Origin of the sequence: Sphingomonas sp. CFBP 13733 (assembly GCF_014841795.1) — a bacterium.
GTDB classification, from domain to species: domain Bacteria; phylum Pseudomonadota; class Alphaproteobacteria; order Sphingomonadales; family Sphingomonadaceae; genus Sphingomonas; species Sphingomonas aerolata.
The window spans coordinates 531,127-555,018 of sequence record NZ_JACYUP010000003.1; the positions used below are offsets into that span (position 1 = coordinate 531,127).

Consider the following 23,892-nt stretch of genomic DNA (forward strand, 5'->3'; position numbering starts at 1 on the left):
GCTATGCGATGGCGTCACCGGTGACAATCAGGCGGTCGGCTTAGGCGGGCACGGTTTCCAGCGCCGGATAGTCGATATAGCCCTCTGGGCCCTGGCTGTACCAGGTCTTCGGGTTATCCTGCGCCAGCGGTGCGCCGGTGCGCAGGCGCTCGGGCAGGTCGGGGTTCGCGATGAACGTCCGCCCGAAGCTGATCGCATCGGCATCGCCCTTGTCGAGCTCGGCCTGCGCCTTTTCGAGCGTGTCGTAATCCGAGTTCACGACCAGCACGCCCTTGAAGACCTTGCGGATCGCCGGGCTGAGCTTCGGCACGTCGGTCTTGCCGAAGGTGCCATCGGGACCCGGCTCGCGCAGCTCGAGGAAGGCGATGCCGAGATCGGACAGCGCCTTAGCGGCGGCGGTAAACAGCGGCTCGGGATTGCTGTCGTCGACGCCCTGCGAATCGCCATTGGGCGAGAGGCGGACACTGGTGCGATCGGCGCCGGCGACCGAGATCACCCGCTCGGTGACTTCACGAAGCAGGCGAATGCGGTTCTCGATGCTGCCACCATAGTCATCGGTGCGGCTGTTCGCGTTGTCGCGCAGGAACTGGTCGATCAGATAGCCGTTCGCGGCGTGGATCTGGACGCCGTCGAACCCGGCCTCGAGCGCGTTCTTCGTCGCGAGCTCATAGTCGTTCAGCAGGCGCGGAATCTCGTTCAGCTCGAGCGGACGCGCGACCTCGAAATCCTTCTTGCCCTCGAACGTGTGCGCCTGGCCTTCGGTCGCGGTCGCGGACGACGAGACGGGCTGGCCGCCGATCACCGACGAATGAACCTGGCGGCCCATATGCCAGAGCTGTGCGATGATGCGGCCACCGGCGGCGTGCACCGCTGCGGTGACGGGCTTCCACGCGGCAACCTGGGCATCGGTCCACAGACCCGGCGCGAATGGCCAGCCCAGGCCTTCGCGGCTGATGCCGGTGGCTTCCGAGATGATCAGGCCGGCGCTGGCGCGCTGCGTGTAATAGTCGATCATGAGGTCGGACGGGACGGCGTCCTTGTCCGAACGCCCGCGGGTGAGCGGCGCCATGAGGATGCGGTTGGGCGCTTCGACGGCGCCGAGCGTGATGGGATCGAAAAGGCTTGGCATGGGGGCTCCTTAATGCCTGACGGGGGCAAGATAGGACGCTACAGCGCGGCATGCATCGCCCCGCCCCGCAAAGAATATCTAGCGTGCCCGAAACGCCGACGGCGACGACGACCGGCGCCCCCGGTACGCTCGCGTTCGGCGCGCTGCTGATCGCCAATGTCGCGCTCGCATTCGGGCCGTGGTTCGTCCGCGCGACCGAGGTCGGACCGGTCGCGGCGGGTTTCTGGCGGCTGACGCTGGCGGTGCCGTTTCTCGTCCTGCTGGCCGCGCAACAGGGCGCGCGACCGACGCGGCTCGGGCGCGGCGTCTGGATCGGGCTGATCGCGGGCGGCGTGTGCTTTGCCGCCGATCTCGGCAGCTGGCATCTCGGCATCCTGCGCACCACGCTCGCCAATGCGACGCTGTTCGGCAATGCGGCGACGCTGATGTTCCCGATCTACGGGTTCCTCGTCGCGCGGACCTGGCCGACGCGCACGCAGGGCTGGGCGCTGATGCTCGCCGCGGCAGGCGCGGCGCTGCTGCTCGGACGCTCCTATCAACTCGATGCGAAGAACCTGGCGGGCGATCTGCTCTGCATCCTCGCGGGGCTGCTCTACACGGTGTATTTCATCCTGATGGCGCGCGCGCGGACGACGCTTGCCCCCGTGTCCGCGCTGGTGCTGTCGACATTGGCGGGCATCGTGCCGTTGCTGGTGTTCGCCCTTGCGATGGGCGAGCGGATCGTGCCGGCGCACTGGGGGCCGCTGATCGGCCTCGCGCTGTGCAGCCAGGTGCTGGGCCAGGGATTGATGATCTATGCGCTCGGGCGGTTTTCGCCGCTGGTGATCGGCATCGCGCTGCTGATCCAGCCGGTCGTCGCAGGGACGGTCGGCTGGCTGGTCTATGGCGAGCGGCTCGGCCTGCCCGATCTGGTCGGCGTCGTCATGGTCGCGATCGCGCTGGTCCTGGTCCGCCGGACGCCGGCCGATCGCCCCCCTATTGAAGAGGCGCTCGACACGCCTGATCTTGGACGGCAGGAGACGGTATGACCCAAGACCTCACGCTCGACGAAATCCGTTCGCTGCTCGCCCCCGGCATCGCCGCCAATGCGGCGTTTGACGGGTGGAGCGACGCGGCGCGCGACATGGCGGCGGACGCGGCGGAGATCGACCGCGACGTCGCCGCGCTCGCCTTCGAAGAGGGGCCGGTCGACATGATCGACGCGTGGTTCGCCGATATCGACGTCGCGATGCTCGAAAGCGTGCCGCCCGAACGGTTGTCGGCGATGAAGATCCGCGCCCGAATCGCCGCGCTGGTCGAGGCCCGGCTGCAGGCGACCGCCGCCGACCGCGAATCGCTGCGCCGCGCGCTGGCGATCCTCGCCTTGCCGCAGAATCTGACCAAGGCGGGGCGGCTCGGCTGGCGGACGGTCGACACGATCTGGCGCGCCGCGGGCGACGTCGCGACCGATTACAATCATTATACCAAGCGGACGATCCTGCTCGGCGTCTATGCCGCGACCGTCACCGTCTTCCTCGACGACGACAGCGAGGGGTTTGCCGAGACGCGGACGTTTCTCAGCCGGCGGATCGACGGCATCATGCGGTTCGAAACCGCAAAGTCGGGCTTTCTCAAGCGGACAGAGCATGGCTTCAGCCTGTCGCGGTTCGTCGGGCGGTTGCGCTATCCGGTGGCGTGAGCCGGTCGCGGCGCGCCGTCACGCGGCGACGGAATGCGCGCAATCTGCGTCAAGCGCGCGTGCCGGGGCTTCCCTTGGCGATCCGTTACTGATAATCAGTCGCATCATGGACACTCGCCCCGATCGTTCCGTCAGTCTCGAAACGCTGCCCCGCAAGCAGCATGGCATCGTCGCTGCGATCGACTGGGCCAGACTGGCAGGCCCGGAGGCACGCCGGTTGCGCGAACTCGGCTTTGACGAGGGTGTCGATGTCGAGGTTCTTCACCGCGCGACGCTGGGCCAGGGTCCGATCGCCTGCCGGATCGGCCGGATGACCGTCGCATTGCGGCGTGCGGTCGCAGGTGCGATTCGCGTATCACCCACGCCAGCCGCCGCAGAATAATCAGCCTGACATTATGAACGCAGCACCGCTGGTCGCGCTGGTCGGCAATCCCAATGCCGGCAAGAGCGCGCTGTTCAATGCGCTGACGGGTGCGCGGCAGAAGGTCGGCAATTATCCAGGCGTGACGGTCGAGCGCAAGGCCGGACGGCTGACGCTCGACGACGGACGCCCGGTCGAACTGGTGGACCTGCCCGGCGCGTACAGCCTCGAACCCTCCTCCCCCGACGAGCGCGTCACGCGCGACGTCGTCACCGGCACGCAGGACGGCGAACGCCTGCCCGACGCGTTGGTCGTGGTCGTCGATGCCGCCAATCTCGACAATCACCTGCGCTTCACGCTCCAGCTGATCGCGCTTGGCCTGCCCGTCGTGGTGGCGCTCAACATGGTCGACCTTGCCGAACGCGACGGGTTGAAACTCGACGCGGCGGTGCTTTCGCGCGAACTCGGCGTACCGGTGATCCCGACCGTCGCGGTCCGCAAACGCGGGCTCGACGCGCTGCGTGCGATCCTGACGCAGACCGTCGTCAACGGTCCGATCCGGCTGCGCAAGTCGGATGGCAGCGTGCAGGACGACATCGTCACGCTGCAACGGCGCGCGCGCGACATCGCGACGGCCGCAACGCTGTCCGAGACGCCGGTACGGCGCTGGACGCACATGCTCGACGGGGTCGCGCTGCATCCCATCGCCGGGCCGGTGCTGCTGCTGGCGATCATGTTCCTGATGTTCCAGGCGGTGTTCAGCTGGGCGCAGCCGTTCATGGACCTGATCGACGGCGGCTTCACGGCGCTGCAGGCGTTCATCACGTCGGAGCTTCCCGATTCGCTGCTCCGGTCGCTGCTGGTCGACGGGGTGATCAAGGGCGTCGGCGCTGTGATCGTGTTCCTGCCGCAGATCTTGATCCTGTTCCTCTTCATCCTCGTACTCGAGGCGAGCGGCTACATGGTCCGCGCGGCGTTCCTGATGGACCGCGTGATGGCGAGCGTCGGGCTGTCGGGGCGCGCGTTCATCCCGCTGCTGTCGAGTTTCGCCTGCGCGATCCCCGGGATCATGGCGACGCGGACGATCGACGACGAGAAGGACCGGCTGACGACGATCCTGATCGCACCGCTGATGACCTGCTCCGCGCGGCTGCCGGTCTACACGCTGATCATCGGCGCGTTCATTCCCAACACGCAGGTGCTGCCGTTCGTCGGCCTTCAGGGGCTCGTGATGCTCGGGCTCTACGTGATGGGCATCGTCGGGGCGTTCGTCGCCGCGCTGGTGCTGCGCCGGACGGTCACCAAGGGCGTGTCGTCGGGCTTCATGATGGAGATGCCGAAATATCAGTGGCCGCAGTGGCGCGACGTCGGCATCGGCCTGTGGAGCCGCGCGCAGATCTTCCTGAAGCGTGCGGGCGGCATCATCCTCGTCTCGACCGTCATCCTCTGGGTGATGCTGAGCTTCCCCAAGCCGCCTGAAGGCAGCCGTGTGTCGCCGGTCGATTATTCGGCGGCGGGACGGATCGCCAACGGCATTGCCCCGGTGTTCGCGCCGATCGGCTTCAACCGCGACATCGTGCTCGCGCTGATTCCGGCGATGGCCGCGCGCGAGGTCGCCGTCGCGGCGATCGGCACCGTCTATGCGATCGACGATCCCGACAGCAACCAGGGCGGCAAGGCGATGGTCGAGAATCTGCGCGGCCGCTGGACCCTGCCGACCGCGCTCGCCTTCCTGATGTGGTTCGTATTCGCGCCGCAGTGCATCTCGACGATCGCCGTCACGCGTCGCGAGACGAACGGGTGGAAATGGCCGGCGTTCATGGTTGGCTATTTGTTCGCCGCCGCCTACATCATGGCCGGAATCACATATTGGCTGGCGGTGTTCGCCGGCCTCTGAGGGGCATCATGGCAGGCAGCGTCAACAAGGTCATCATCGTCGGCAATCTCGGCCGCGATCCCGAAAGCAAGCAGTTCCAGAACGGCGGCAAGGTCGTCAATCTGCGCATCGCGACGTCCGAGTCCTGGAAGGACAAGATGTCGGGCGAGCGCAAGGAAAAGACCGAATGGCATTCGGTCGCCATCTTCAACGAAGGCCTCGCCAACGTCGCGGAGAAATATCTGCGCAAGGGCTCGAAGGTCTATATCGAGGGCGCGCTCCAGACGCGCAAATGGCAGGACGCGCAGGGCCAGGACAAGTATTCGACCGAGATCGTGCTGCAGGGCTTCAACAGCGTGCTGACGATGCTCGACGGCCCGAATGGCGGCCAGGGCGGCGGCGCAGGCGGTGGCGGTGGTAGCCGCGGCGGCGGCGACGACTGGGCCGGCGGCGGCAATGACTTTGGCGGCGGCTCGTCGGGCGGCGGCGGCGGTTACGGCGGCGGCGGTGGTGGCCGCTCGGCGCCGTCGGGTGGCGGCAGCGGTGGCGGCGCGCGCGGCGGCAGCTTTGGCCAGACCGGCGGGTTCTCGGACGATCTCGACGACGACGTGCCGTTCTAAGCATCGTGACGCCACCCGTTTCGACTCCAGTAGCGCCGAGCGTGTACGACGAGGCGGCGCGATCGCGCGTCATCTCGTCCTACGATGTCGCGGGCGCGCGCATGCAGGGTGAGCTGGACGACATCGTGTCGTTCGCAGCCCGGTTGTGCGATGCGCCGATCGCGCTGCTGAGCCTGGTCGAGGAGGAATATCAGCGGTTCCTCTCACGCAGCGGCACCGATCTCGACCAGACGCCGCGGAGCCAGTCCTTCTGTGCGCATGCGATGCACCATCACGACGTGATGGAAGTGCCCGACGCGCAGGCCGATCCGCGGTTCGTGGACAATGCGCTCGTCACCGGTGCCCCGCATGTCCGATTCTATGCGGGGGCGCCTTTGGTCTCGAGCGAAGGCGTGCCGCTCGGCGCGCTGTGCGTGCTGGCGACGACGTCGCGGGCGGGGCTTACGCCGTTCCAGCGCGACGGGCTGACGCTGCTGGCCAAGGCGGCGATGGGGCGGCTCGACGATCGCCGGACCGCGCGCGAACAGGCCTTTGCCGAGGCGCGGGCGCGGCGCACGCTCGAGGCGAGCGATCTGCGGTTCCGGACGCTGGCCGACACGATGCCGCAGATGGTCTGGTCGACGCTGCCCGACGGCTTCCATGATTATTACAATGCGCGATGGTATGAGTTTACCGGCACGACGCCCGGCACGACCGATGGCGAGGGCTGGAACGACGTGTTCCATCCCGAGGACCAGGACCGCGCCTGGACGATCTGGCGCCATTCGCTCGCCAGCGGCGAGCCCTACACGATCGAATATCGGCTGCGGCACCGGGACGGCACCTATCGCTGGGTGCTCGGCCGCGCTTTGCCGGTACGCGACGACCAGGGCGCGATCACGCGCTGGTTCGGGACCTGCACCGACATCCACGAGCAGAAGCTCGCCTATGAAGAGCGCGAGGTGATCAGCCAGGAGCTGAGCCACCGGATCAAGAACATCTTCGCCGTCATCGCCGGACTCATCGCCTTTTCCGCGCGCGGCAAACCCGAATTCGCCGGGATCGCGACCGACCTGCGCCACCGCATCACCGCGCTGGGCCGTGCACACGACTTCGTCCGCCCGCACAGCACACAGTCGCGTCCGGAAGCCCCGCAGGACAGTCTGAAGGGCCTGCTGGGCGATCTGTTCGAACCCTATCGGCAAGACGGGACGGATCGTCTGGTCGTGATCGGCGACGATGTGCGGATCGACGATCGTTCCGCGACCCCGCTCGCCCTGCTGTTCCACGAGCTCGCGACGAACGCGACGAAATACGGCGCGCTGTCGACCGTCGATGGCCATGTCGCGCTGACGATCGGTCATGACGGGGACGGCGCCACGGGGACGGTCCGCCTGATCTGGCGCGAGCAGGGTGGTCCGCCGATCGCACACCCGACGAGCCATAAGGGTTTTGGCAGTCAGCTGATCGAAATGAGTGCGGTTCGCCAGTTGGGCGGCACGGTGCGGCGCGACTGGCGTCCCGAGGGGCTGTGCGTCGAGATCGGGGTCCCCCTCCCCTCCTTCTGCCGCTGACCGCGCGGCCTCCCCGTCAGTTCCCGCGCCGCCGGATCTGGATCAGGTCGCTGCCGCCGCGTAGCGCCTGACCCGTGGTCGCCAGTTCGGCGGCGGCAAGGATCGCGGCATCGTTGAACGGCTTGCGGATATAGCCGAGGCAATCGGCGTCGCCGATCTGGCTGGGATTGGCGGTGACGAAGACGACCTTCACGCCGTGATCGCGTGCAATTGTCTCGGCAATCGACGGGCCGGTCGGACCGTCGCGCAGATTGACATCGACAAAGGCAAAATCGCATCCGGCCGCGGCGATGAGCGCGGTCTCCCGGTCCGCCGCGATCGCCACGACGTGATATCCGGCGTCGATCAGGATCCTTTCGAGATCCAGCGCGACGAAGATTTCATCTTCAACGATCATGGCGGTCTTGGTCATTGTCGTGGCAACCGTTGGCCGGGCTATCCGTTCCTTCGGTTTATTGATTTGAATCAAGAACGTGTAGCGAATTGAAACAAATAACCTGTGTTACCGGGGGAGCGCCCGGGTCATGCCCCCGGTTCGCCCCGCAACAGGAATACGGCGTGCTCGGCGAGCAGGTTGGCAGCCGCCGACGTCGTCTGCTTGTCGCCCGACAGGAACCAGGCGCCCTCGACGATCACACCGCGCTGCCGGAGGAACGCCCGGAAGTCGTCGATCGTGACGTGATGGATGTTGGGGGTGTCGTACCAGCTTTCGGGCAATTGCCGTGTGACCGGCATCCGCCCGCCCCACAGCAGTGACAGCCGCACGCGCCAATGCGCGAAATTGGGAAAGCTGACAAAGGCGCGCCGACCGATCCGCAGCAGATGGTCGAGCACCAGGTCGGGCGCGCGCGCGGTCTGCAATGTCTGGCTGAGGATCGCATAATCGAAGCTGGCATCGGGATAGCCCTGCAGGTCGACATCGGCGTCGCCCTGGATCACCGACAGGCCGCGGCCTACCGCGGCCGCAACGTTGCCCGGATCGATCTCTAGCCCGCGCGCATCGACCTCGCGCTCGTCGCGAAGCGCCGCCATGAGCGCTCCGTCGCCGCATCCGACGTCGAGCACGCGCGACCCACGGGCCACGTGATGCGCGATGATCCCCAGGTCCGCGCGCAGCGTCTCCTGCGGCGTCGGGGTGCTCATGCCCCTGCCCTTAGAAATCCGTCGACGACGCGGTTGAGCTCGGGCGCCTCCAGCAAGAAGGCGTCATGGCCGTACGGGCTGCTGAGCTCGACGAAGCTGACCGGTGCGCCTGCGGCATTGAGCGCCTGGACGATGCTGCGCGATTCCGCGGTCGGATAGAGCCAGTCGGTGTCGAAGCTGACGAGGCAGAAGCGCGCCCTGGTGGCGCGGAAGGCGTTGGCGAGCAGCCCGCCATGCTCCTCCGCAAGATCGAAATAGTCCATCGCGCGGGTGATATAGAGATAGGAGTTGGCGTCGAACCTGTCGGTAAAGGCGAGGCCCTGATGCCGCAGATAGCTCTCGACCTGGAAATCGGCGTCGAAGCCGAACGACTTGGCATCGCGCGCCTGCAGCCGTCGCCCGAATTTCTCGGTCAGCCCGGCTTCCGACAAATAGGTGATGTGCGCAGCCATCCGCGCGACCGCGAGCCCCGCGGTCGGCGCGGACTCGTCGTGATAATCGCCGCCGCGCCAGTTCGGATCGGCCATCACCGCCTGGCGACCGACCTCGTGAAAGGCGATGTTCTGCGCGGTGTGGCGCGCGGTCGAGGCGATCACGACACAGGCGCGGACCCGGTCGGGGAAGGTCGCGGGCCAGCTCAGCGCCTGCATCCCGCCCATCGATCCGCCGACCACCGCCTGCAGCACGTCGATGCCGAGATGGTCGAGCAGCATTGCCTGTGCGCGGACCATGTCGCGGATCGTGATGACCGGAAACCCCATCGCCCAGGCGCGCCCGGTAGCGGGGTTGATCGTCGCAGGCCCCGACGAGCCCATGCAGCTGCCGAGCACATTGGCGCAGACGATGAAATGCCGCGCGGGATCGATCGGTCGCCCCTCGCCGACCATCCGCGTCCACCAGCCGGGCTTGCCGGTCCGCGGATGCGTCGAGGCGACATGCTGATCACCGGTCAGCGCATGACAGATCAGGACCGCGTTCGAGGCGTCGGCATTCAGCGTGCCATAGGTTTCATAGGCAATGTCGACCGGCGACAGCAGCACGCCGCCATCGAGCCGCAACGGTCCCGGCAAGGTCACGCGACGCGCCAGGCCGAAGCGCGCGTCGGTCGTCCGGTCGGGATCAATCGTGTCGAGCATGACGCGTCCGCTACCACAACCATTTGCCACTGCGCCACACCGACCGCTATGCCCCGCGGCCATGACAAACATCATGCCCGCACCCACGCCGAAGCCCTGGATCCTGGGGATCGCGCCGTACACGCCCGGTCGCTCGACGACCGATGATGGCCGCACGGTGATCAAGCTGTCGTCGAACGAGAACCCGCTCGGGACGAGCCCCGCGGCCAAGGCCGCGTTCGACGGCGCGGATCACACGCTCGAACGCTATCCCGACGCCAGCGCGGCCGCGCTGCGCGAGGCACTGGCGGCGCATTACGACCTGGATCCGGCGCGCGTGATCTATGGCACCGGATCGGACGAGATCCTGCATCTGGTGGCGGGCGCCTATGCGGGCCCCGGCGACGAGATCATCCATGTCCGCTACGGCTTTGCGGTCTATGAGATCGCGACGCGGCGCGTCGGCGCGGAGCCGGTCGTCGTCGACGACCGCGACTATGCGACCGATGTCGATGCGATCCTCGCCGCGGTCACCGAACGCACCCGCGTCGTGTTCGTCGCCAACCCGAACAACCCGACCGGCACGTTCACGCCGCGCGCCGAGATCGCCCGGTTGCACGCCGGCCTGCCGCGCTCGGTGCTGCTCGTCCTCGACCAGGCCTATGCCGAATATCTCAGCCCCGAGGAGGATGATGCCGGCCTCGCGCTGGCGATGACCGAGGCGAACGTGCTCGTCACGCGGACCTTCTCGAAGATCCACGGCCTTGCCGCGGAGCGGATCGGCTGGGGCTATGCCTGCGCGCCGATCATCGATGCGATGCACCGCATCCGCGCGCCCTTCAACGTCACGACGGCGGGCCAGGCGGCGGCGGTTGCGGCGCTGGCGGATACCGGCTTCGTCGATGCGACTCGCGCGCACAACGACCGCTGGCGCGGCTGGTTCGTCGAGCAGGTCGCGCAGATGGGCAATGCAGGGCTTCGCTGCGTGCCGTCCAAGGCCAATTTCGTGCTCGTCCTGTTCGAGGGGCAGTTGACCGCCGACGCGGCCTATCACGGGCTGATGGAGGCGGGGTATATCGTCCGCTGGCTGCCCGGACAGGGCCTTCCCAATGCGCTGCGCATCACGATCGGCACCGAGGATGAGACGCGCGGCGTGATCGCGGCGTTGCGCGCGCTGGTCGAGCGGGGCTGATGCTGCCGTTCGCACGCGTCACGATCCTAGGACTGGGGCTGATCGGGTCGTCGATCGCGCGCGGCGTGCTGCAGGCGATGCCGACGGTGCGGCTCACCGGCTATGACGTCGATCCCGCGGTGCGTGCGACCGCGGACCGGCTGGAGTTGTGCCACGACATCGCCGACACCGCGGGCAGTGCGGTGATCGACGCCGATCTGGTGATCCTGTGCGTCCCCGTCGGCGCGATGGCGGCGGTCGCGGCGGAATTTGCCGCGGACCTGCCCGCCGAGGCGATCGTCAGCGATGTCGGCAGCAGCAAGACCGAGGTTGCGCGCGTGCTGGCGGAGGCGCTGCCGGGTGCGACCGTGATCCCCGCGCATCCGGTCGCAGGGACCGAGCGCAGCGGGCCAGAAGCTGGGTTCGCGACTCTGTTCAACCATCGCTGGTGCATCGTCACCCCCCCCGAGGCCGCAGAGCCAGCGGCGGTCGAGCGGGTCGCCGAATTCTGGCGGCGGCTGGGCGCGCAGATCGAGTTCATGGCCCCCGATCATCATGACCGGGTGCTGGCGATCACCAGCCATCTGCCCCATCTGATCGCCTACACGATCGTCGGTACCGCGAGCGACCTTGAAGAGGTCACCCAGTCCGAGGTGATCAAATATTCGGCGGGCGGCTTTCGCGATTTCACGCGTATCGCCGCGTCGGATCCAACGATGTGGCGCGACGTGTTCCTGACCAACCGCGAGGCGGTGCTCGACATGCTGCAGCGATTTTCGGAGGATCTGAGCGCGCTGCAACGCGCCATCCGCTGGGGCAAGGGCGACGAGCTGTTCGACCTGTTCACGCGCACGCGCGCGGTGCGCCGGTCGATCGTCGAACAGGGTCAGGACGACGACGCCGCCGATTTCGGCCGCACGCACGACTGACCCCGCTCGGAGCGCCGCCAGCGGCGTCAGCCGTCGAGCGCGTTCATCGCCGCATGGACGCGCGCCTCGGCCTCCTCGCGCTTGAGACCGGCGGGGACGACCTCGCCGAAGCGGAAGGTGATGACGCCCGCCCGCTTGGGCCCCTTGCGCGGCCAGACGGTGCCGCTGTCGCAGGCGATCGGGACCGTCGGCATGCCGAGCGCGCGGTAGAGGCCCGCAAAACCCGGCTTGAGCGGCGGATGCTCGCCCGGCGCGACCCGGGTGCCTTCGGGGAAGATCAGGACCGACCGCCCGGTCGCCTTGGCCGCGATCGCCTCGCGCATCATGTTGCGCAGCGCCTTGGCCGACGCGTCGCGGTCGACGACGATCGCACCGTAACGCCGCGCCGCCCAGCCCCAGGCGGGGATGTCCGCCAGTTCGCGCTTCAGCACGATCGCCGGCCCGTCGAGCAGCGCCTGAAGCTCGAGCGTCTCGAACATCGCCTGGTGCTTGCACGCGTAGAAGGCCGCGCCGGCGGGTCGCGTCCCCTCGATCCGGATCTGGATGCCGAGGATCCAACGCGTCGCCCAGCGGTGGAACCGCGTCCACACCGTCGAATGGACGATCACCGCGCGCGACCCGAACAGCGCGCTGATCGGCACGGTCAGCACGATCGGCGCCGAGATACTGTAAAAGACGATCATGAAGACGATCGTTCGTAACCAGGCGATCATGCGCCAAATCCTATCCACAATGCGATCCGTCGCAGGATCAACTTGTTGTATTCGTTGACCAGCGTCCCGAGCCGCGGCGTGCCGGGGACGCCATCGCCGAGCACCAGCACCCGCGGCCCGAGCACTGCGGCAAGCTCCATCTTGGCGCGCGGGACATGCCAGTCCGAGGTGACGAGGCGCACGGTACGATAGTCGTGCATCTTGACCCAGCGCGCGGTTTCCTCGGCATTCGACCGCGTATCCACCGCATCCGCGCCGAGATCGACGCAGCAGGCGAAGACGCTGGGCGAGGTGCGATATTCGAGCGCGAGGTCGATCGGGCGGACGCCGGGCGCGACTCCGGTCACGAGCATCCGCTTGGCCTGGCGGTCGCGCAGCAGCGCCAGACCGCGATCGATCCGCCCTGCCCCGCCGGTCGGCACGACGATCGCATCGGTGGTCGAGCCATTGAGCGGCGGCGGCAGGAGCAGCATGAACGCGGCGAACCCCAGCGCCCAGACGAGCACACCGACACCCAGAAGGCGCACGATCACAGGGTCGTCCTCATCGCGCGCACGATCGTCGCGCGCGCAGCGACCATCGCCAGCACGATGAAGCCGATCGGCATCGCGCCCAGCGCGGCCCAGTCGGTCGAGGACAACCGCCCCCCGTCGAGCAGTTCGGAGCCCAGCCCCTGCAACCGGGTCATGATCAGCAAAATGACGGCAATCGCGACGCCGGCACCGGCCACGCCGCCGATCGCGGCGTCGATCGCCACCCGACGCTGGAAGAGACGCGCGACCTGCAGATCGGTCGATCCCAACATGTGCATGACCTCGATCGTCGCGCGGTGCGTTTCAAGTCCCGCGCGTGCCGCCAGCACGACCACCGCCGCGGTCGCGCCCGCCATCAGCAGGACGATACCGAGCGCGAGCAGCGTCAGCGAGCGCATCACCCCGCTGACGGGTGACATCCAGGTTTCGTGCCGGTCGACGCGCGCGGTCGGCGCAACGCCGCGAACCGCGCGCGCGACCGCTGCGACCGCGGCATCGTCCTGGCCGCCCAGATCGACGTCGATCATCGCCGGCACGGGCAGCCCCGGATCGGCGCCGTCGCTGCCGAGCCAGGGTCGCAACAGCCGCGTCAGCTCGGCGCGATCGACCGCGGCGACGCGGGTCACCTCCGGCAGCGTCCGCAGCGTCGCGAGGACGCGGGCGGCACTGGCATCACGCCGAACCGGGTCGCCGTCGATGATCTGGACCGTCAGCCGTCCCGCCAGCTGACGATCGAGCGCGCGCGCGGCACCCGCGGTCCCCAGCCCCAGCGCGGCGGCAAGCATGGTGAGGAACAGCATGATCGCCATGACCCAGGTCATGGCACGGACGCCGCCAGCCTCGTCGAGCACGCGACGTTCGGATGCGCGGCTCATGGCTCGGCCCGGTGCGATGGGGGGTACTGCAACGACCCGGTCGGATCGAGCAACCGGCCGTGATCGAGCCGCATCATCTGCGCGGTCGGAATCCGGTTGAGAAGGTGCAGATCATGCGTCGCGACCACCACCGTCGTACCGAGCTTGTTGAGCGATTCGAACAGATGCAGCAGCCGCTCGGCCATGTCGGGATCGACATTGCCGGTCGGCTCGTCCGCCACGAGCATCTCGGGCCGGGCGATCACCGCGCGGGCGATCGCGACGCGTTGCTGCTCACCACCCGACAGCGTCGCCGGTCGCGCCTCTGCGCGTTCGGTCAGGCCGACCCAGGCGAGCATCTCCTCGACCGGTTGGCGCAGATCCGCCTCGGGCATCCCCGCGACGCGTAGCGGCAGAGCGATATTGTCCCAGGTCGACAGATGCGGGACGAGCCGGAAATCCTGGAACACCACGCCGATGCGGCGGCGGAACCCCGGCATCCGGTCACGCGGGAGCAGCACGGCATCCTCGCCGAACAGCCGGATCACGCCGCGGCTCGGGCGCTGGGCGAGATAGAGCAGCCGGAGCAGCGACGTCTTGCCCGCACCGCTCGCGCCGGTCAAAAAGTAGAAGGCGCCGCTGCGCAGCGTGAACGAGATGTCGGACAGCGTTTCCGCGCCGGTGTCGTAGCGCAAGCCAACATTTTCGAACTGCACGATATTCGCCATGAAATTGGTCGCGCCCGCCCGAGTTCGCCTGTGCCGTGAGCCTCGCTTTCGCATGAAAGCGCGCGCGGCTTCAAGCTGGCGGCCATCTGCAGCGCGGCAGACAGCATCCGGGCGCATGATGCTTGCCACGAGCGGGGGCCACGTGCTTAGTTTGACCGCGAACGGCCCCGTCCCGCGGCCCGCAGTGAATCGTGCCCGATGATCCTCCAATGCCCCGAGTGCAGCACACGCTATCTGGTCCCCGACAGCGCGATCGGCACCGAAGGTCGGACCGTGCGCTGTGCCAATTGCCGCCACAGCTGGTTCCAGGCCGCGACGGACGTCACGGCGCCAGACGCGCCAGCCGCCGCGGAGGCAATGCCTGTGGCCCCGCTGGGCTTCGCGCCCGCGCCCCCGTTCGGCGCGGCGTTCGACGCCGAGCCTGCCGCGCCCCCGGTCTGGCCCAATCCGGCGTGGCCCAGTCCATCCTCGCCCACCCCGTCCGGGGTTCCGATGTCTTCGCCGCCTTCGGCTGCACAGACCGCCGACGATCTGCCGCCGCCGATCATCCGACCCTTTGCGCCATTGGTCGCCGCGCCGGCTCCCCCTTCCGCTGCCGCGCCGGATGTCGAAGATGCGCAGGCCGTACTGCCGGCGGCTGCGACGACCGTGCCGGCCGCGAACACCGACAACGCCGCCCCGCCCTCCTATGCGGGAAGCCGGAGCGACGCCGATTCCTATGATGCATTCGCACATGCCCCGCCGTTCCGCGCACGGCGCAACACCGCCCGGTTGTGGACGATCGGTGCGGTGGCGGCCGGGCTTCTGATGCTGCTGGGCGTCGCTGCGATCCTCTATGTCGGCGCACCTGGCCTTGCGACGCAGCTTGGACTCGTGACGGGCGCGGACGAGACACCGCTGCGACTGCGCGACAATCCGATCGAGCGCCGCGAACTGGACAACGGATCCGAGCTGTTCGCGGTCAGCGGGCAGGTCACCAATCCCTCCGATTCGACGCAGCGCGTGCCGGACATCCGCGCCGAGCTGCGCGATGCACAGGGCCGGATCGTGTATAGCTGGACGATCACCCCGCAAAAGCGGACGCTGACACCCGGCGCGGCGATCGATTTCAACTCTGCCAAGCTCGACGTGCCGTCGAATTCGAAACGGCTCGAACTGAGCTTTGCCGGCGAAAACGCCTCCTGATCCGGTTCCGCCGCCCCGACGCGGGGGCGGCATAGGGCCCTGCGACATGATTTTCTCGCAGCGGCGCGCATTCGATGGCGAAAGGGCGTTGCGGGATCGCAAAAGCCTTGCTAGTGGCACCGGCCTACCAGCTAGCCGGCTTGTCCGGTCAGTGTTTCACGTGCGGCCGTGGCGGAACTGGTAGACGCGCAACGTTGAGGTCGTTGTGGGCGAAAGCCCGTGGAAGTTCGAGTCTTCTCGGCCGCACCACTTTCCTCGTTTCTACCGACCCGGATTCAGAACCACCCCCATGGGGGACATGACGGTCCGTCCTGCGGGATCCTGTCAAAGCGGAGCACGGCGATGGCCGATTCGATCGACGACCAGATCATCGAAACGCCCGATGGCCCGATGACGTTCGCGCAGTGGAAGAAGAAGCACCCCGTGCAGCTCCCGTCGCGACGCACCAAGGGCAAGAAGCTTCCCAACAAGGTGAAGTTGACGACCGACGAGGTTTAGTCGCCGGTCGTCGTTGCCAGGCCCCTGGGAGGGGGGATGGGGACCTGACAATCGGGGTTTGACTCCAGCACCCGGGACAAAGTCACGAGCGATAGCGGCGCAACGAAGCGAAGCCCGAATCGGTTGCCACGTCGCCAGCAGATTGCCGCAAAAATCGCGAGTCCGCCGGGATCGACGACGAGCTGGGCCGCCTGCCCCTGTGAAAAATGCTCGCAGAGCGACGCCGCGACCTCGAGTTTCGCGCCACCGGTCGAGATATCGACCAGCCGTGCAGCATACCAGCACCCCTCGACATTCAGCCTGACCGGTGCCGAGACGACGAATCGCGGCGATCGAGCGATCATCCCGGCGGCGTCGCGCGTCGCGAAGACGGGGTCGATCACATGCGGCTCGTCGAAATCGACCCCTGCGTGAAACCCGTCGACCCAGCGGACGGTGGCGCGGAGCAACGGCATGCCCCGCACCTTGATCTCGAGCGTCTCACCAAGCGCGGGCAGCGTGGTGAAGCGCGCCTTCAGACCGACGGTCGAAATGTCATGGACGAGACAGATCGAGCCGCGGTCGGCATGCATGACCCGGCCGATCAGCAGGACGGTCGCATGGCGCCGACCGGCACGCCGGTCGCGGTCCGCGGGCCGGCGCAGATCTGCTCCGCTCCCGCTGTCGCCGCCGGTTTCGTCCTCCTCGTCAGACCCCGAGAGCACGCGCCGTCTCCCCGCCGCCATCCGATCGGGAGGCGCGACGCGCGATCAGCACGCACCGCCCTGTCGGTGCGCGATAGCGCCATCTGGTGCCTGAGCCTGGTCTGCCTTGCCGCACATTTGATATCCCCGAACGGTGTCGGCGAACCGTGCTAGGCGCGGCTTAACTAATTACTACAAAACCGAAATTACTGTAATACCGTGCTGAATGCCGGTCAGCGTCGGGCGATCGCGGTGAGGTAGCCGGCGACCGCGTCATAGCCGGCCGCGCTCAGCGAGATTTCGATGCGACGCCGATCGGTCGGGTCGTTGACGCGGTCGATCAACTTCAGCTTGTGAAGATGCTCGATCCAGCGTTGCGACGTGGTGACCGGTGCATCCGCCATCGCGACCAGCGCCTTGACGTTGGTCGGCCGGTGATCGCGATGCGAAACGAACAATGCAACGAGCATGTCCCAGGCCGGCTCGTGAAACAATTCGCCCGGCAGGAAGCGACGGCGCAGTTTACGATGCGCCAGAATCTCCTTGGCCCGGGCGACGAGCATTTCCTCGCTGATCGGGCTCGTCGCATCCTCGGCCCGCTGGTCGACGACCCGCGATGCCCGCGCCGTGAACTCCTCGCTGACGGCGGCCAGCCTCGATCCCAGATCCTTGATCAAGTCGGCAACGGATTCGTCTTTCACCACATGCTCCCGGTCGCCCACAGGGTCTTAAGCCCATAATGACCCAAATATGGCGGCACGCCGGCATAATGGTCAACATCATTCAGCTATCTGTTTTACCGCTCTATTCTTTTCGGCACACGCTATAGTCTCGGAACTTTCTTAAGATGTGCAAAACGGGTCGAAATCTGTTCAGTTTGGTTGTGATTGATGGCTTGCCCCGTGTGGGTTTTTGGGCTGCAACAGGTAGAATTTTGTACCAATGTGAAACCAATATAAGGTTTGATCGATTTTGCCCGCGTCCGGCATGATCCTCCGGCTTGGACGCCCTCCTCGGAGATACGCGATGAATGCTGCACGCACCTATGAGCTTCTGCAGGAAGCCTGTCGCGCGCTCGAACAGGCGGGCGATCATGCGATTGCGGCTTATGTCGGTGTCAGCATGGCGATGGTCGAGGAGAAGTACCTGGTAGGGCACGACCATCTCGACCCGATCGATCAGGACTGAGGCCGGCGCGGTTCCGCACGGCAAGGGCTTGTTATAGCGGCATGCCGGGCCGATGTCCGGACGTCACGCGTTGGCCGTATCAACCGTGCGAAAGGATGTCGTGCCCGCTCCCCTGCCTGCCTATCTGAACGCGATCGGGACTGCGGTCCCCGGCCATGACATTCACGAGGCCTTTATCCGCTGGGCACGCGACCGGGTCGATGCCCGTTCGGCCAGGCTGTTCGATCGGATGGCGGGTCGATCGGGTATCGCGCATCGCTGGTCGGTGCTGCCGCCGACAAAGGCCATCGCGGTCGCGGACGGCGTCGACAGCGGCGACAAGCAGCGGCTGCATGCCGGGTCTCCGGTCGACCCGGGCGGCTTTTACGCGATCGATCCGCATCCCGGCACCGCGGAGCGGATGGCCATCTATGCCGACGCCGCACCCGGTCTTGCCATCGAGGCGATCGCCGCGCTTCAGGAAACGATCGCGCTCGGCACGATAACGCATCTGGTGGTGGCGAGCTGCACCGGGTTCGTCGCGCCCGGTATCGACCAGATCATCGCCCGCAGGCTCGCGCTGCCCGCGACGGTCGAGCGGCTGCTGATCGGGTTCATGGGATGCTATGCCGCGGTCGTCGCGCTCCGCAGCGCGCGGCATATCGTCCGGTCAGAGCCCGGTGCACGCGTGCTGGTCGTCACCGTCGAATTGTCGACGCTGCACCTGCAGGCGGTGTCCGAGATCGAGCCGCTGTTGGCGATGCTCCAGTTCGGCGACGGTGCCGCCGCGGCGCTGGTGACCAGCGATCCGAGCGGATTCGAGCTAGAAGCGCCGTTCGCCACCGCATTGCCCGACAGCGAGGCGCTGATCCGCTGGGACATCACCGACCAGGGCTTTGCGATGCATCTGTCCGGAGAAGTACCGGGGCGGATCGCGCAGGCGCTCGCCGATCCCGCCTTCCGCGCCGCCGCGAGCGGCGGGCGCCCCGCGGATACGGTCGACGGATGGGCGGTCCATGCCGGCGGGCGATCGATCCTCGATGCGGTCGAGCATGCCCTGACGCTCCCGGCGGATGCACTCGACGCGTCGCGCGCGGTGCTGTCGGCGAACGGCAACATGTCGTCGGCGACGCTGATGTTCGTGCTGCAGCGGTTGCTCGCCGGGCCGGACATCGCCCGCGGCGTTGCGCTGGCGTTCGGCCCGGGTCTCGCAGCCGAGGGTATCGGCTTCCGAAGCGCACCGCGATGCTGACGACGCGGGCGCAAGCCGAGGAACTGATGGACGCCGACGACCTGGCGCCGGAAACCTATGCCGCGGTGGTCGCCGATCTCGCGAAGGTCAATGTCGTGACGATGGCGGCGCGCCCCACGCTTGCCTTTCTGAAGCAGGTCATCGCGGGGCGGACACGGCTGAGGCTGCTCGATGTCGGGTTCGGCGATGGCGACATGCTGAGGACGATCGAGCGCTGGGCCCGCAGGCGAGGTGTGGAGACCGAACTGGTCGGGGTCGATCTCAACCCGCGCAGCGAACAGGCCGCGCGCATGCATACGGACGCGGAATCGACGATCCGCTATGTCACGGGGGATTACGCCGATCTTGCCGGTAAGACGGGGGCCGAACCCCGCTGGGACGCGATCGTCAGCAGCCTGGTCGCGCACCATATGAGCCATGCCCAACTGATCGCCTTCCTGCGGTTCATGGACACGCATGCACGGTGCTGGCTGATCAACGATCTGCATCGCCACGGGTTTGCGCACCGGGGCTTTCCAATTCTCGCACGGCTCGCGCGCTGGCATCCGATCGTGCGTCACGACGGGACGCTGTCGATCGCGCGGTCGTACCGGCCCGACGAATGGCCGGCGATTCTCGACGAGGCGGGAATCCGCGGTGCGCGCGTGTTCCGGGCGTTCCCGTTCCGGCTGTGCGTCGAACGGCTGCGGTGACCGCGACACGCGCGCTGATCGTCGGCGGCGGGCCGGCAGGGGCGGCGGTCGCGATCGAGCTTGCACGCGCGGGCCTGCCGCATCTGTTGATCGAGCGTAGCCGCGAGACGGGTGACGCCTTGTGCGGCGGGTTCCTGAGCTGGCGGACGCTCGACACGCTGGCGCGGCTGGGGATCGATCCGGATCAGCTCAACCCGGCGCGAACGACGACCGTCCGGATCTTCGCCGGTCGCCGCGTCGCGCATGCCGCGTTGCCAAGGCCTGCGCTATCGGTATCGCGACGGCGACTCGACACCGTTCTGCTCGCCGCCGCGGTGGCGCAGGGCGCAGCGGTCGAACGCGGGGTGACCGTCCGGGCGATCGAAGACGGCCAGGTGCGGACCGCCGATGGCGCGGTGATCGCCGCGCCCGCGCTGTTCCTCGCCAATGGCAAGTCGGATGTCCGTGGAACCGCGCGGCCGGCAAGCGCCCGCGGCGCCGATCCGACGCTGGGGATACGCGTCCGCATCGTGCCCCCGCCGGCGATGGCACGGGCGCTGGCGGGGCAGATCGACCTGTATCTCTTCGACCGGGGCTATGCCGGCCTTGCGATGCAGGAGGATGGCAGCGCGAACCTTTGCATGGCGGTACATCGCTCGCGGTTGCAGGAAGCGGGAACGCCGGCGGATCTGCTCGCCGAGCTCGGCCGCGCAATGCCTGTGCTTGGCGAATGGGTCGCCGCGATCGCGCCGGATGCGACGATCGATGCGATCGCCAACGTCCCCTATGGCTGGCGCCAGACGACGGGGCAGGCGGGGCAGTACAGGCTGGGCGATCAGGCGGGGGTGATCCCCTCGCTGGCGGGCGAGGGCATGGGCATCGCGCTGGCCAGCGGACTTGCCGCCGCGCGCGCCTATCGCACCGACGGGGCAGGGGGGGCAACGGCATGGCAGCAGCAGTTGGCGCGGACGCTCGCGCGGCCGATCGGGGTGGCGGGCGCGGTGCGCCGGGTGGCCGAAAGCCGCGGTGCCGCCCAGCTGATTCCCTTCGCGCATCCCGTACTGATCCGGATGCTCGCGCAGGCGACCCGGATCGGCGCGTGACGTGCCGTCGCGCGGCGATGAATACTGTCGACGAAACGCCGGGCGGAGTGCGCGTGCCGCGGGCGCACACGCGAACCGCTTGTCGGCGCCGCGGTTAAGGCGTATTTCGTCGACCCTTCATGGCTCGCGCGCGTCCCGCTTCCCGCCCCTCTCGGCCTCGCTCCTCATGGCGCCGCCGGTTTGTCCTCCTCCTGAAGGTTCTCGCCGGTATTGCCATCCTCGCGCTCGGCGCGCTGGTGATCGCGATCTATATCGCCCGCGCGCAGCTGCCGAGCTTCGAAAGCCTCAAATCCTCGCCCAACGGCCAGATGATCCGGGTGCATGCCGCTGATGGCAGCGTGATCGTGTCGATGGGGCCGAGTTTCGGCGAATGGCTTTCCTATGGCCAGATCCCCGCGGTGATGCGCGACGCGACCGTCGCGGTCGAGGATCGGCGCTTTCGCTCGCATCTCGGCGTCGATCCGGTCGGGATCGCACGCTCGGTCAAGGTACGGTTCGATCGCGGGCGCTGGACTCAGGGCGGGTCGACGATCACGCAGCAGCTCGCGCGCAACGTCTTCCTCAACAACCAGAAGAAGTTCGGGCGCAAGTTCCGCGAGTGGATCCTGGCGTTCGCGCTCGAGCGCAAGTTCAGCAAGGACCAGATCCTCGAACTCTACCTCAACAAGGTCTATTATGGCGGCGGCGCCTACGGAATCGACGCCGCGTCGCGCAAGTTCTTCGGCCACGGGGCGGACCGCCTGTCGCTGGCCGAAGCGGCGGTGATCGCAGGGCTCGTCAAGGCACCGTCCAATTATTCGCCGACTGCCGATGCCGAGGCCGCGATGGGCCGCGCGGGCGTCGTGCTGAAGACGATGGCGGAAACCGGCGTCATCAGCGCGAGCGAGGCCGCCGATGCGGATGTGCAGGGGCTCAAACTGGCACCCGAGCCGAAGCAGAACAGCGTCCGCTACTTCACCGACTGGGCCTTGCCGCAGCTCGACACGCTGATCGACGAGACCGAGGCGCCGCTTGAGGTGTGGACGACGCTCGACCTATCGATGCAGCGCGATGCCGATGCCGCGATCCGGGCGAATGCCCCCCCGGGTGCACAAGGCGCGCTGGTGTCGCTCGACCGCGATGGCGCGGTCAAGGCGATGGTCGGCGGCAAGGACTATGTCTCGTCGATCTATAACCGCGCGACGCAGGCGGTCCGCCAGCCGGGTTCGGCGTTCAAGCTTTTCGTGTATCTTGCCGCGCTCGAAGCCGGGCACAAGCCCGAGGATTCGATCGTCGACGAACCCGTGACGATCGACGGATGGAGCCCGCGCAACGATTCGCGGCGCAATTCCGGTGCGGTCAGCCTGCGCACGGCCTTTGCCTATTCGCTGAACACCGTCGCGGCCAAGCTGGGGCAGGAGGTCGGCTTCACGACCGTCGCGGACATGGCGCGGCGGTTCGGGATCACGACGACGGTCAACACGCATCCCTCGATGGTGCTGGGCACGTCGGAGGTCCGCGTGATCGACATGACGCGCGCCTTTGCCAGCGTCGCGAGCAAGGGCGTCGCGGTGACCCCCTATGGCATCACCCGCGTGACCGCGAACGGCCAGACGATCTACACGCATGAGGTCGATCGCAGCCACGTCCTCGTCGCCCCCTATGTCGCCGCCGAGATGACCGACCTGTTGCAGACCGCGGTCAACACTGGCACCGGGCGCGCCGCGCAGATCGGCCGCCCGGTGGCGGGGAAGACGGGCACGACGAGTTCGTCGAAGGATGGCTGGTTCCTCGGCTTCTCGAGCGGCATCACCACCGGCGTGTGGATGGGCCGCGACGATGCCAAGCCGATCTCCGGACTGCACGGCGGTACGGCACCGGCGCGCGCCTGGGCGGCGTTCATGAAGCCCGCCACGGCCAGTCGCCCGATCGAGCAGTTCGAGACGCAGGTGACCCTGCCCGAATGGCAGCTCGAACCCGATGAGGAGAGCTATTTCGGCCAGCCCGACAACGGCCAGATGATGGTCGACGAGAACGGCAATCCGATCGAGCCTGGCGGCGTTCCGGATATGCCGAGCGATGCTCCGGCGGGCGAGCCGATACCGCGCCCCGATGCGGACGCGTCCGACCAGACACCGCCGGTGCCGCAGCAGCAGTTGAACCAGGACTGGATCGACAGGGTGACGGGCCGGGATGCACCACGCCGCGACCCCGCCGCGCCGCAGCCGCGCGCGCCCCAGCGGGACTGGTCACGCGAGAGTTCGCGCGATCGCTTTCAGGACGATCGACCGACCCAGTGAAGCGCCGCGCCATGCGTGCGTAGCCAGACGCGCGCAGGGGTGGGGTCCTCACCATAGAGATCGGCGACGAGCGCGTGGAAGGCAGGCGCGTGGTTCATGTGGACGCGGTGGGCGACCTCGTGCGCCACCGTTGCCCGCCGTACGAAGCCGGGGGCGAGGATCAGCCGCCAGCTGTAGCGGATCACCCCGCTCGACGCGCAGCTGCCCCAGCGGCCCCTGGCGTCGCCGATCGCGACCTGCGTGACGCTCACTCCCGCCTTGGCGGCATATTCGGCGGTTTCCTGCTCCAGCAGGCCCAGCGCGGTACGCTTGAGCCATGCCTCGACGCGGCGGGGAATCGTTTCGACGGGACCGGACAGCGACAGGACCGCACCGTCGCGGACCACCGTGCGGCGGCTGCCGGGGGTCCACGCGATCGTCACCGGCTCATCGGCGACCATCACGACCGCACCGGGGACGAAGGGCTGCGGCTGCGGCAGACGCGCGCGCTGTTCGGCGATCCAGTCCGCCTTCTCCTCCGCCCAGGCCAGTGCCTGCTTCAGCGCCGCCCGCTTGGGCAGGACGAGCCGGGCGCGGCCGCTGGCGGGATCGATCGACAACCGGGCCCGGCGCGCGCGCGGATGCCGGATGATCTCGAGGCCGTCGATCACC

At 67.7% G+C, this 23,892-nt stretch carries 26 protein-coding genes and 1 tRNA gene; 16 read left to right on the plus strand and 11 right to left on the minus strand.

What is annotated here, in order from left to right; translation table 11 throughout:
• Positions 1-40: 40 nt before the first annotated feature.
• Positions 41-1,129: an alkene reductase gene (locus IFT71_RS11080; RefSeq protein WP_192140804.1), complete on the minus strand. Its 1,089-nt coding sequence runs from the start codon at positions 1,127-1,129 to the stop codon at positions 41-43.
• 50 nt (positions 1,130-1,179) lie between these two features.
• Between IFT71_RS11080 and IFT71_RS11085 the strand changes: the two genes are divergently transcribed.
• The 6 genes from IFT71_RS11085 to IFT71_RS11110 all read left to right on the plus strand — a co-directional run bounded on the left by IFT71_RS11085 (position 1,180) and on the right by IFT71_RS11110 (position 7,217).
• On the plus strand, positions 1,180-2,157 hold the full coding sequence (locus tag IFT71_RS11085) for a DMT family transporter (RefSeq protein WP_192140806.1): 978 nt from the start codon (positions 1,180-1,182) through the stop codon (positions 2,155-2,157).
• Entirely contained in the window at positions 2,154-2,807 is a 654-nt protein-coding gene (locus IFT71_RS11090) for a COQ9 family protein (RefSeq protein ID WP_192140812.1), read from the plus strand. Before IFT71_RS11085 ends, IFT71_RS11090 begins: the two co-directional genes overlap by 4 nt.
• 106 nt (positions 2,808-2,913) lie before the next feature.
• Positions 2,914-3,189, plus strand: coding sequence for a FeoA family protein (locus tag IFT71_RS11095; RefSeq protein ID WP_031394931.1), 276 nt, complete (start codon positions 2,914-2,916; stop codon positions 3,187-3,189).
• 13 nt (positions 3,190-3,202) lie between these two features.
• Positions 3,203-5,065, plus strand: coding sequence for a ferrous iron transporter B (gene feoB, locus IFT71_RS11100; protein WP_192140814.1), 1,863 nt, complete (start codon positions 3,203-3,205; stop codon positions 5,063-5,065).
• Between the two features lie 8 nt (positions 5,066-5,073).
• Positions 5,074-5,664, plus strand: coding sequence for a single-stranded DNA-binding protein (ssb, locus tag IFT71_RS11105; protein ID WP_056673254.1), 591 nt, complete (start codon positions 5,074-5,076; stop codon positions 5,662-5,664).
• A gap of 101 nt (positions 5,665-5,765) precedes the next feature.
• Positions 5,766-7,217 carry a sensor histidine kinase gene (locus IFT71_RS11110; protein ID WP_192141257.1) on the plus strand — a complete coding sequence of 484 codons (1,452 nt, stop codon included), beginning with the start codon at positions 5,766-5,768 and terminating at the stop codon, positions 7,215-7,217.
• 16 nt (positions 7,218-7,233) lie between these two features.
• Here IFT71_RS11110 and IFT71_RS11115 read toward each other — a convergent pair whose 3' ends face one another.
• From IFT71_RS11115 to metX, 3 genes are all read right to left on the minus strand, one after another.
• Entirely contained in the window at positions 7,234-7,629 is a 396-nt protein-coding gene (locus tag IFT71_RS11115) for a response regulator (RefSeq protein WP_192098090.1), read from the minus strand.
• Between the two features lie 110 nt (positions 7,630-7,739).
• On the minus strand, positions 7,740-8,360 hold the full coding sequence (gene metW, locus IFT71_RS11120; RefSeq protein ID WP_192140816.1) for a methionine biosynthesis protein MetW: 621 nt from the start codon (positions 8,358-8,360) through the stop codon (positions 7,740-7,742).
• The gene (metX, locus tag IFT71_RS11125) at positions 8,357-9,496 is read right to left on the minus strand and encodes a homoserine O-acetyltransferase MetX (RefSeq protein WP_056673248.1); all 1,140 of its coding nucleotides are present in this window, start codon (positions 9,494-9,496) and stop codon (positions 8,357-8,359) included. The genes metW and metX overlap by 4 nt, the downstream gene beginning before the upstream one ends.
• Positions 9,497-9,569: 73 nt before the next feature.
• On the opposite strand from metX, the gene hisC reads away from it, so the two are divergent.
• Together hisC and IFT71_RS11135 are read left to right on the plus strand one after the other, a co-directional pair.
• On the plus strand, positions 9,570-10,667 hold the full coding sequence (hisC, locus tag IFT71_RS11130; RefSeq protein WP_192140818.1) for a histidinol-phosphate transaminase: 1,098 nt from the start codon (positions 9,570-9,572) through the stop codon (positions 10,665-10,667).
• Entirely contained in the window at positions 10,667-11,575 is a 909-nt protein-coding gene (locus IFT71_RS11135) for a prephenate/arogenate dehydrogenase family protein (protein ID WP_192140820.1), read from the plus strand. The genes hisC and IFT71_RS11135 overlap by 1 nt, the downstream gene beginning before the upstream one ends.
• A gap of 26 nt (positions 11,576-11,601) precedes the next feature.
• Here the strand turns inward: IFT71_RS11135 and IFT71_RS11140 are convergent, their stop codons facing one another.
• From IFT71_RS11140 to ftsE, 4 genes are read right to left on the minus strand one after another with little or no spacing between them, the layout of a single operon-like run.
• Complete coding sequence (locus tag IFT71_RS11140) at positions 11,602-12,288, minus strand: lysophospholipid acyltransferase family protein (RefSeq protein ID WP_031393672.1); 687 nt, start codon at positions 12,286-12,288, stop codon at positions 11,602-11,604.
• Positions 12,285-12,821: a YdcF family protein gene (locus tag IFT71_RS11145; protein ID WP_192140822.1), complete on the minus strand. Its 537-nt coding sequence runs from the start codon at positions 12,819-12,821 to the stop codon at positions 12,285-12,287. Before IFT71_RS11145 ends, IFT71_RS11140 begins: the two co-directional genes overlap by 4 nt.
• Positions 12,818-13,696 (minus strand): cell division protein FtsX, encoded by an 879-nt coding sequence (locus IFT71_RS11150; protein ID WP_192140824.1) that lies wholly within the window; start codon positions 13,694-13,696, stop codon positions 12,818-12,820. Before IFT71_RS11150 ends, IFT71_RS11145 begins: the two co-directional genes overlap by 4 nt.
• The gene (ftsE, locus tag IFT71_RS11155) at positions 13,693-14,403 is read right to left on the minus strand and encodes a cell division ATP-binding protein FtsE (RefSeq protein WP_183935982.1); all 711 of its coding nucleotides are present in this window, start codon (positions 14,401-14,403) and stop codon (positions 13,693-13,695) included. The genes IFT71_RS11150 and ftsE overlap by 4 nt, the downstream gene beginning before the upstream one ends.
• 198 nt (positions 14,404-14,601) lie before the next feature.
• Here ftsE and IFT71_RS21720 point away from each other — a divergent pair, with 198 nt between their 5' ends.
• The 3 genes from IFT71_RS21720 (at position 14,602) to IFT71_RS11170 (ending at position 16,086) form a co-directional block, all read left to right on the plus strand.
• Positions 14,602-15,588: an MJ0042-type zinc finger domain-containing protein gene (locus IFT71_RS21720; RefSeq protein WP_192140826.1), complete on the plus strand. Its 987-nt coding sequence runs from the start codon at positions 14,602-14,604 to the stop codon at positions 15,586-15,588.
• A gap of 162 nt (positions 15,589-15,750) precedes the next feature.
• Positions 15,751-15,837: transfer RNA gene (locus tag IFT71_RS11165), tRNA-Leu, on the plus strand.
• Positions 15,838-15,930: 93 nt separating this feature from the next.
• On the plus strand, positions 15,931-16,086 hold the full coding sequence (locus IFT71_RS11170; RefSeq protein ID WP_166746558.1) for a hypothetical protein: 156 nt from the start codon (positions 15,931-15,933) through the stop codon (positions 16,084-16,086).
• Here IFT71_RS11170 and IFT71_RS11175 read toward each other — a convergent pair.
• Complete coding sequence (locus IFT71_RS11175) at positions 16,083-16,790, minus strand: PilZ domain-containing protein (protein WP_192140830.1); 708 nt, start codon at positions 16,788-16,790, stop codon at positions 16,083-16,085. The genes IFT71_RS11170 and IFT71_RS11175 overlap by 4 nt on opposite strands.
• 212 nt (positions 16,791-17,002) lie before the next feature.
• Positions 17,003-17,470, minus strand: a complete 468-nt coding sequence (locus IFT71_RS11180; RefSeq protein ID WP_031395526.1) for a hypothetical protein — start codon at positions 17,468-17,470, stop codon at positions 17,003-17,005.
• Between the two features lie 325 nt (positions 17,471-17,795).
• On the opposite strand from IFT71_RS11180, the gene IFT71_RS11185 reads away from it, so the two are divergent.
• The 5 genes from IFT71_RS11185 (at position 17,796) to IFT71_RS11205 (ending at position 23,241) form a co-directional block, all read left to right on the plus strand.
• The gene (locus tag IFT71_RS11185) at positions 17,796-17,957 is read left to right on the plus strand and encodes a hypothetical protein (protein WP_156360361.1); all 162 of its coding nucleotides are present in this window, start codon (positions 17,796-17,798) and stop codon (positions 17,955-17,957) included.
• A gap of 100 nt (positions 17,958-18,057) precedes the next feature.
• Positions 18,058-19,188, plus strand: a complete 1,131-nt coding sequence (locus IFT71_RS11190) for a type III polyketide synthase (RefSeq protein WP_320481795.1) — start codon at positions 18,058-18,060, stop codon at positions 19,186-19,188.
• Positions 19,182-19,880 (plus strand): methyltransferase domain-containing protein, encoded by a 699-nt coding sequence (locus tag IFT71_RS11195; protein WP_192140834.1) that lies wholly within the window; start codon positions 19,182-19,184, stop codon positions 19,878-19,880. The genes IFT71_RS11190 and IFT71_RS11195 overlap by 7 nt, the downstream gene beginning before the upstream one ends.
• Positions 19,877-20,962 (plus strand): NAD(P)/FAD-dependent oxidoreductase, encoded by a 1,086-nt coding sequence (locus IFT71_RS11200; RefSeq protein WP_342212637.1) that lies wholly within the window; start codon positions 19,877-19,879, stop codon positions 20,960-20,962. The genes IFT71_RS11195 and IFT71_RS11200 overlap by 4 nt, the downstream gene beginning before the upstream one ends.
• A 119-nt stretch (positions 20,963-21,081) precedes the next feature.
• Entirely contained in the window at positions 21,082-23,241 is a 2,160-nt protein-coding gene (locus tag IFT71_RS11205) for a transglycosylase domain-containing protein (protein ID WP_192140836.1), read from the plus strand.
• Here the strand turns inward: IFT71_RS11205 and IFT71_RS11210 are convergent.
• Positions 23,217-23,891 carry a YgjP-like metallopeptidase domain-containing protein gene (locus IFT71_RS11210; RefSeq protein ID WP_192140837.1) on the minus strand — a complete coding sequence of 225 codons (675 nt, stop codon included), beginning with the start codon at positions 23,889-23,891 and terminating at the stop codon, positions 23,217-23,219. The two genes, IFT71_RS11205 and IFT71_RS11210, sit on opposite strands and share 25 nt — an antisense overlap.
• Between the last annotated feature and the right edge of the window lies 1 nt (position 23,892).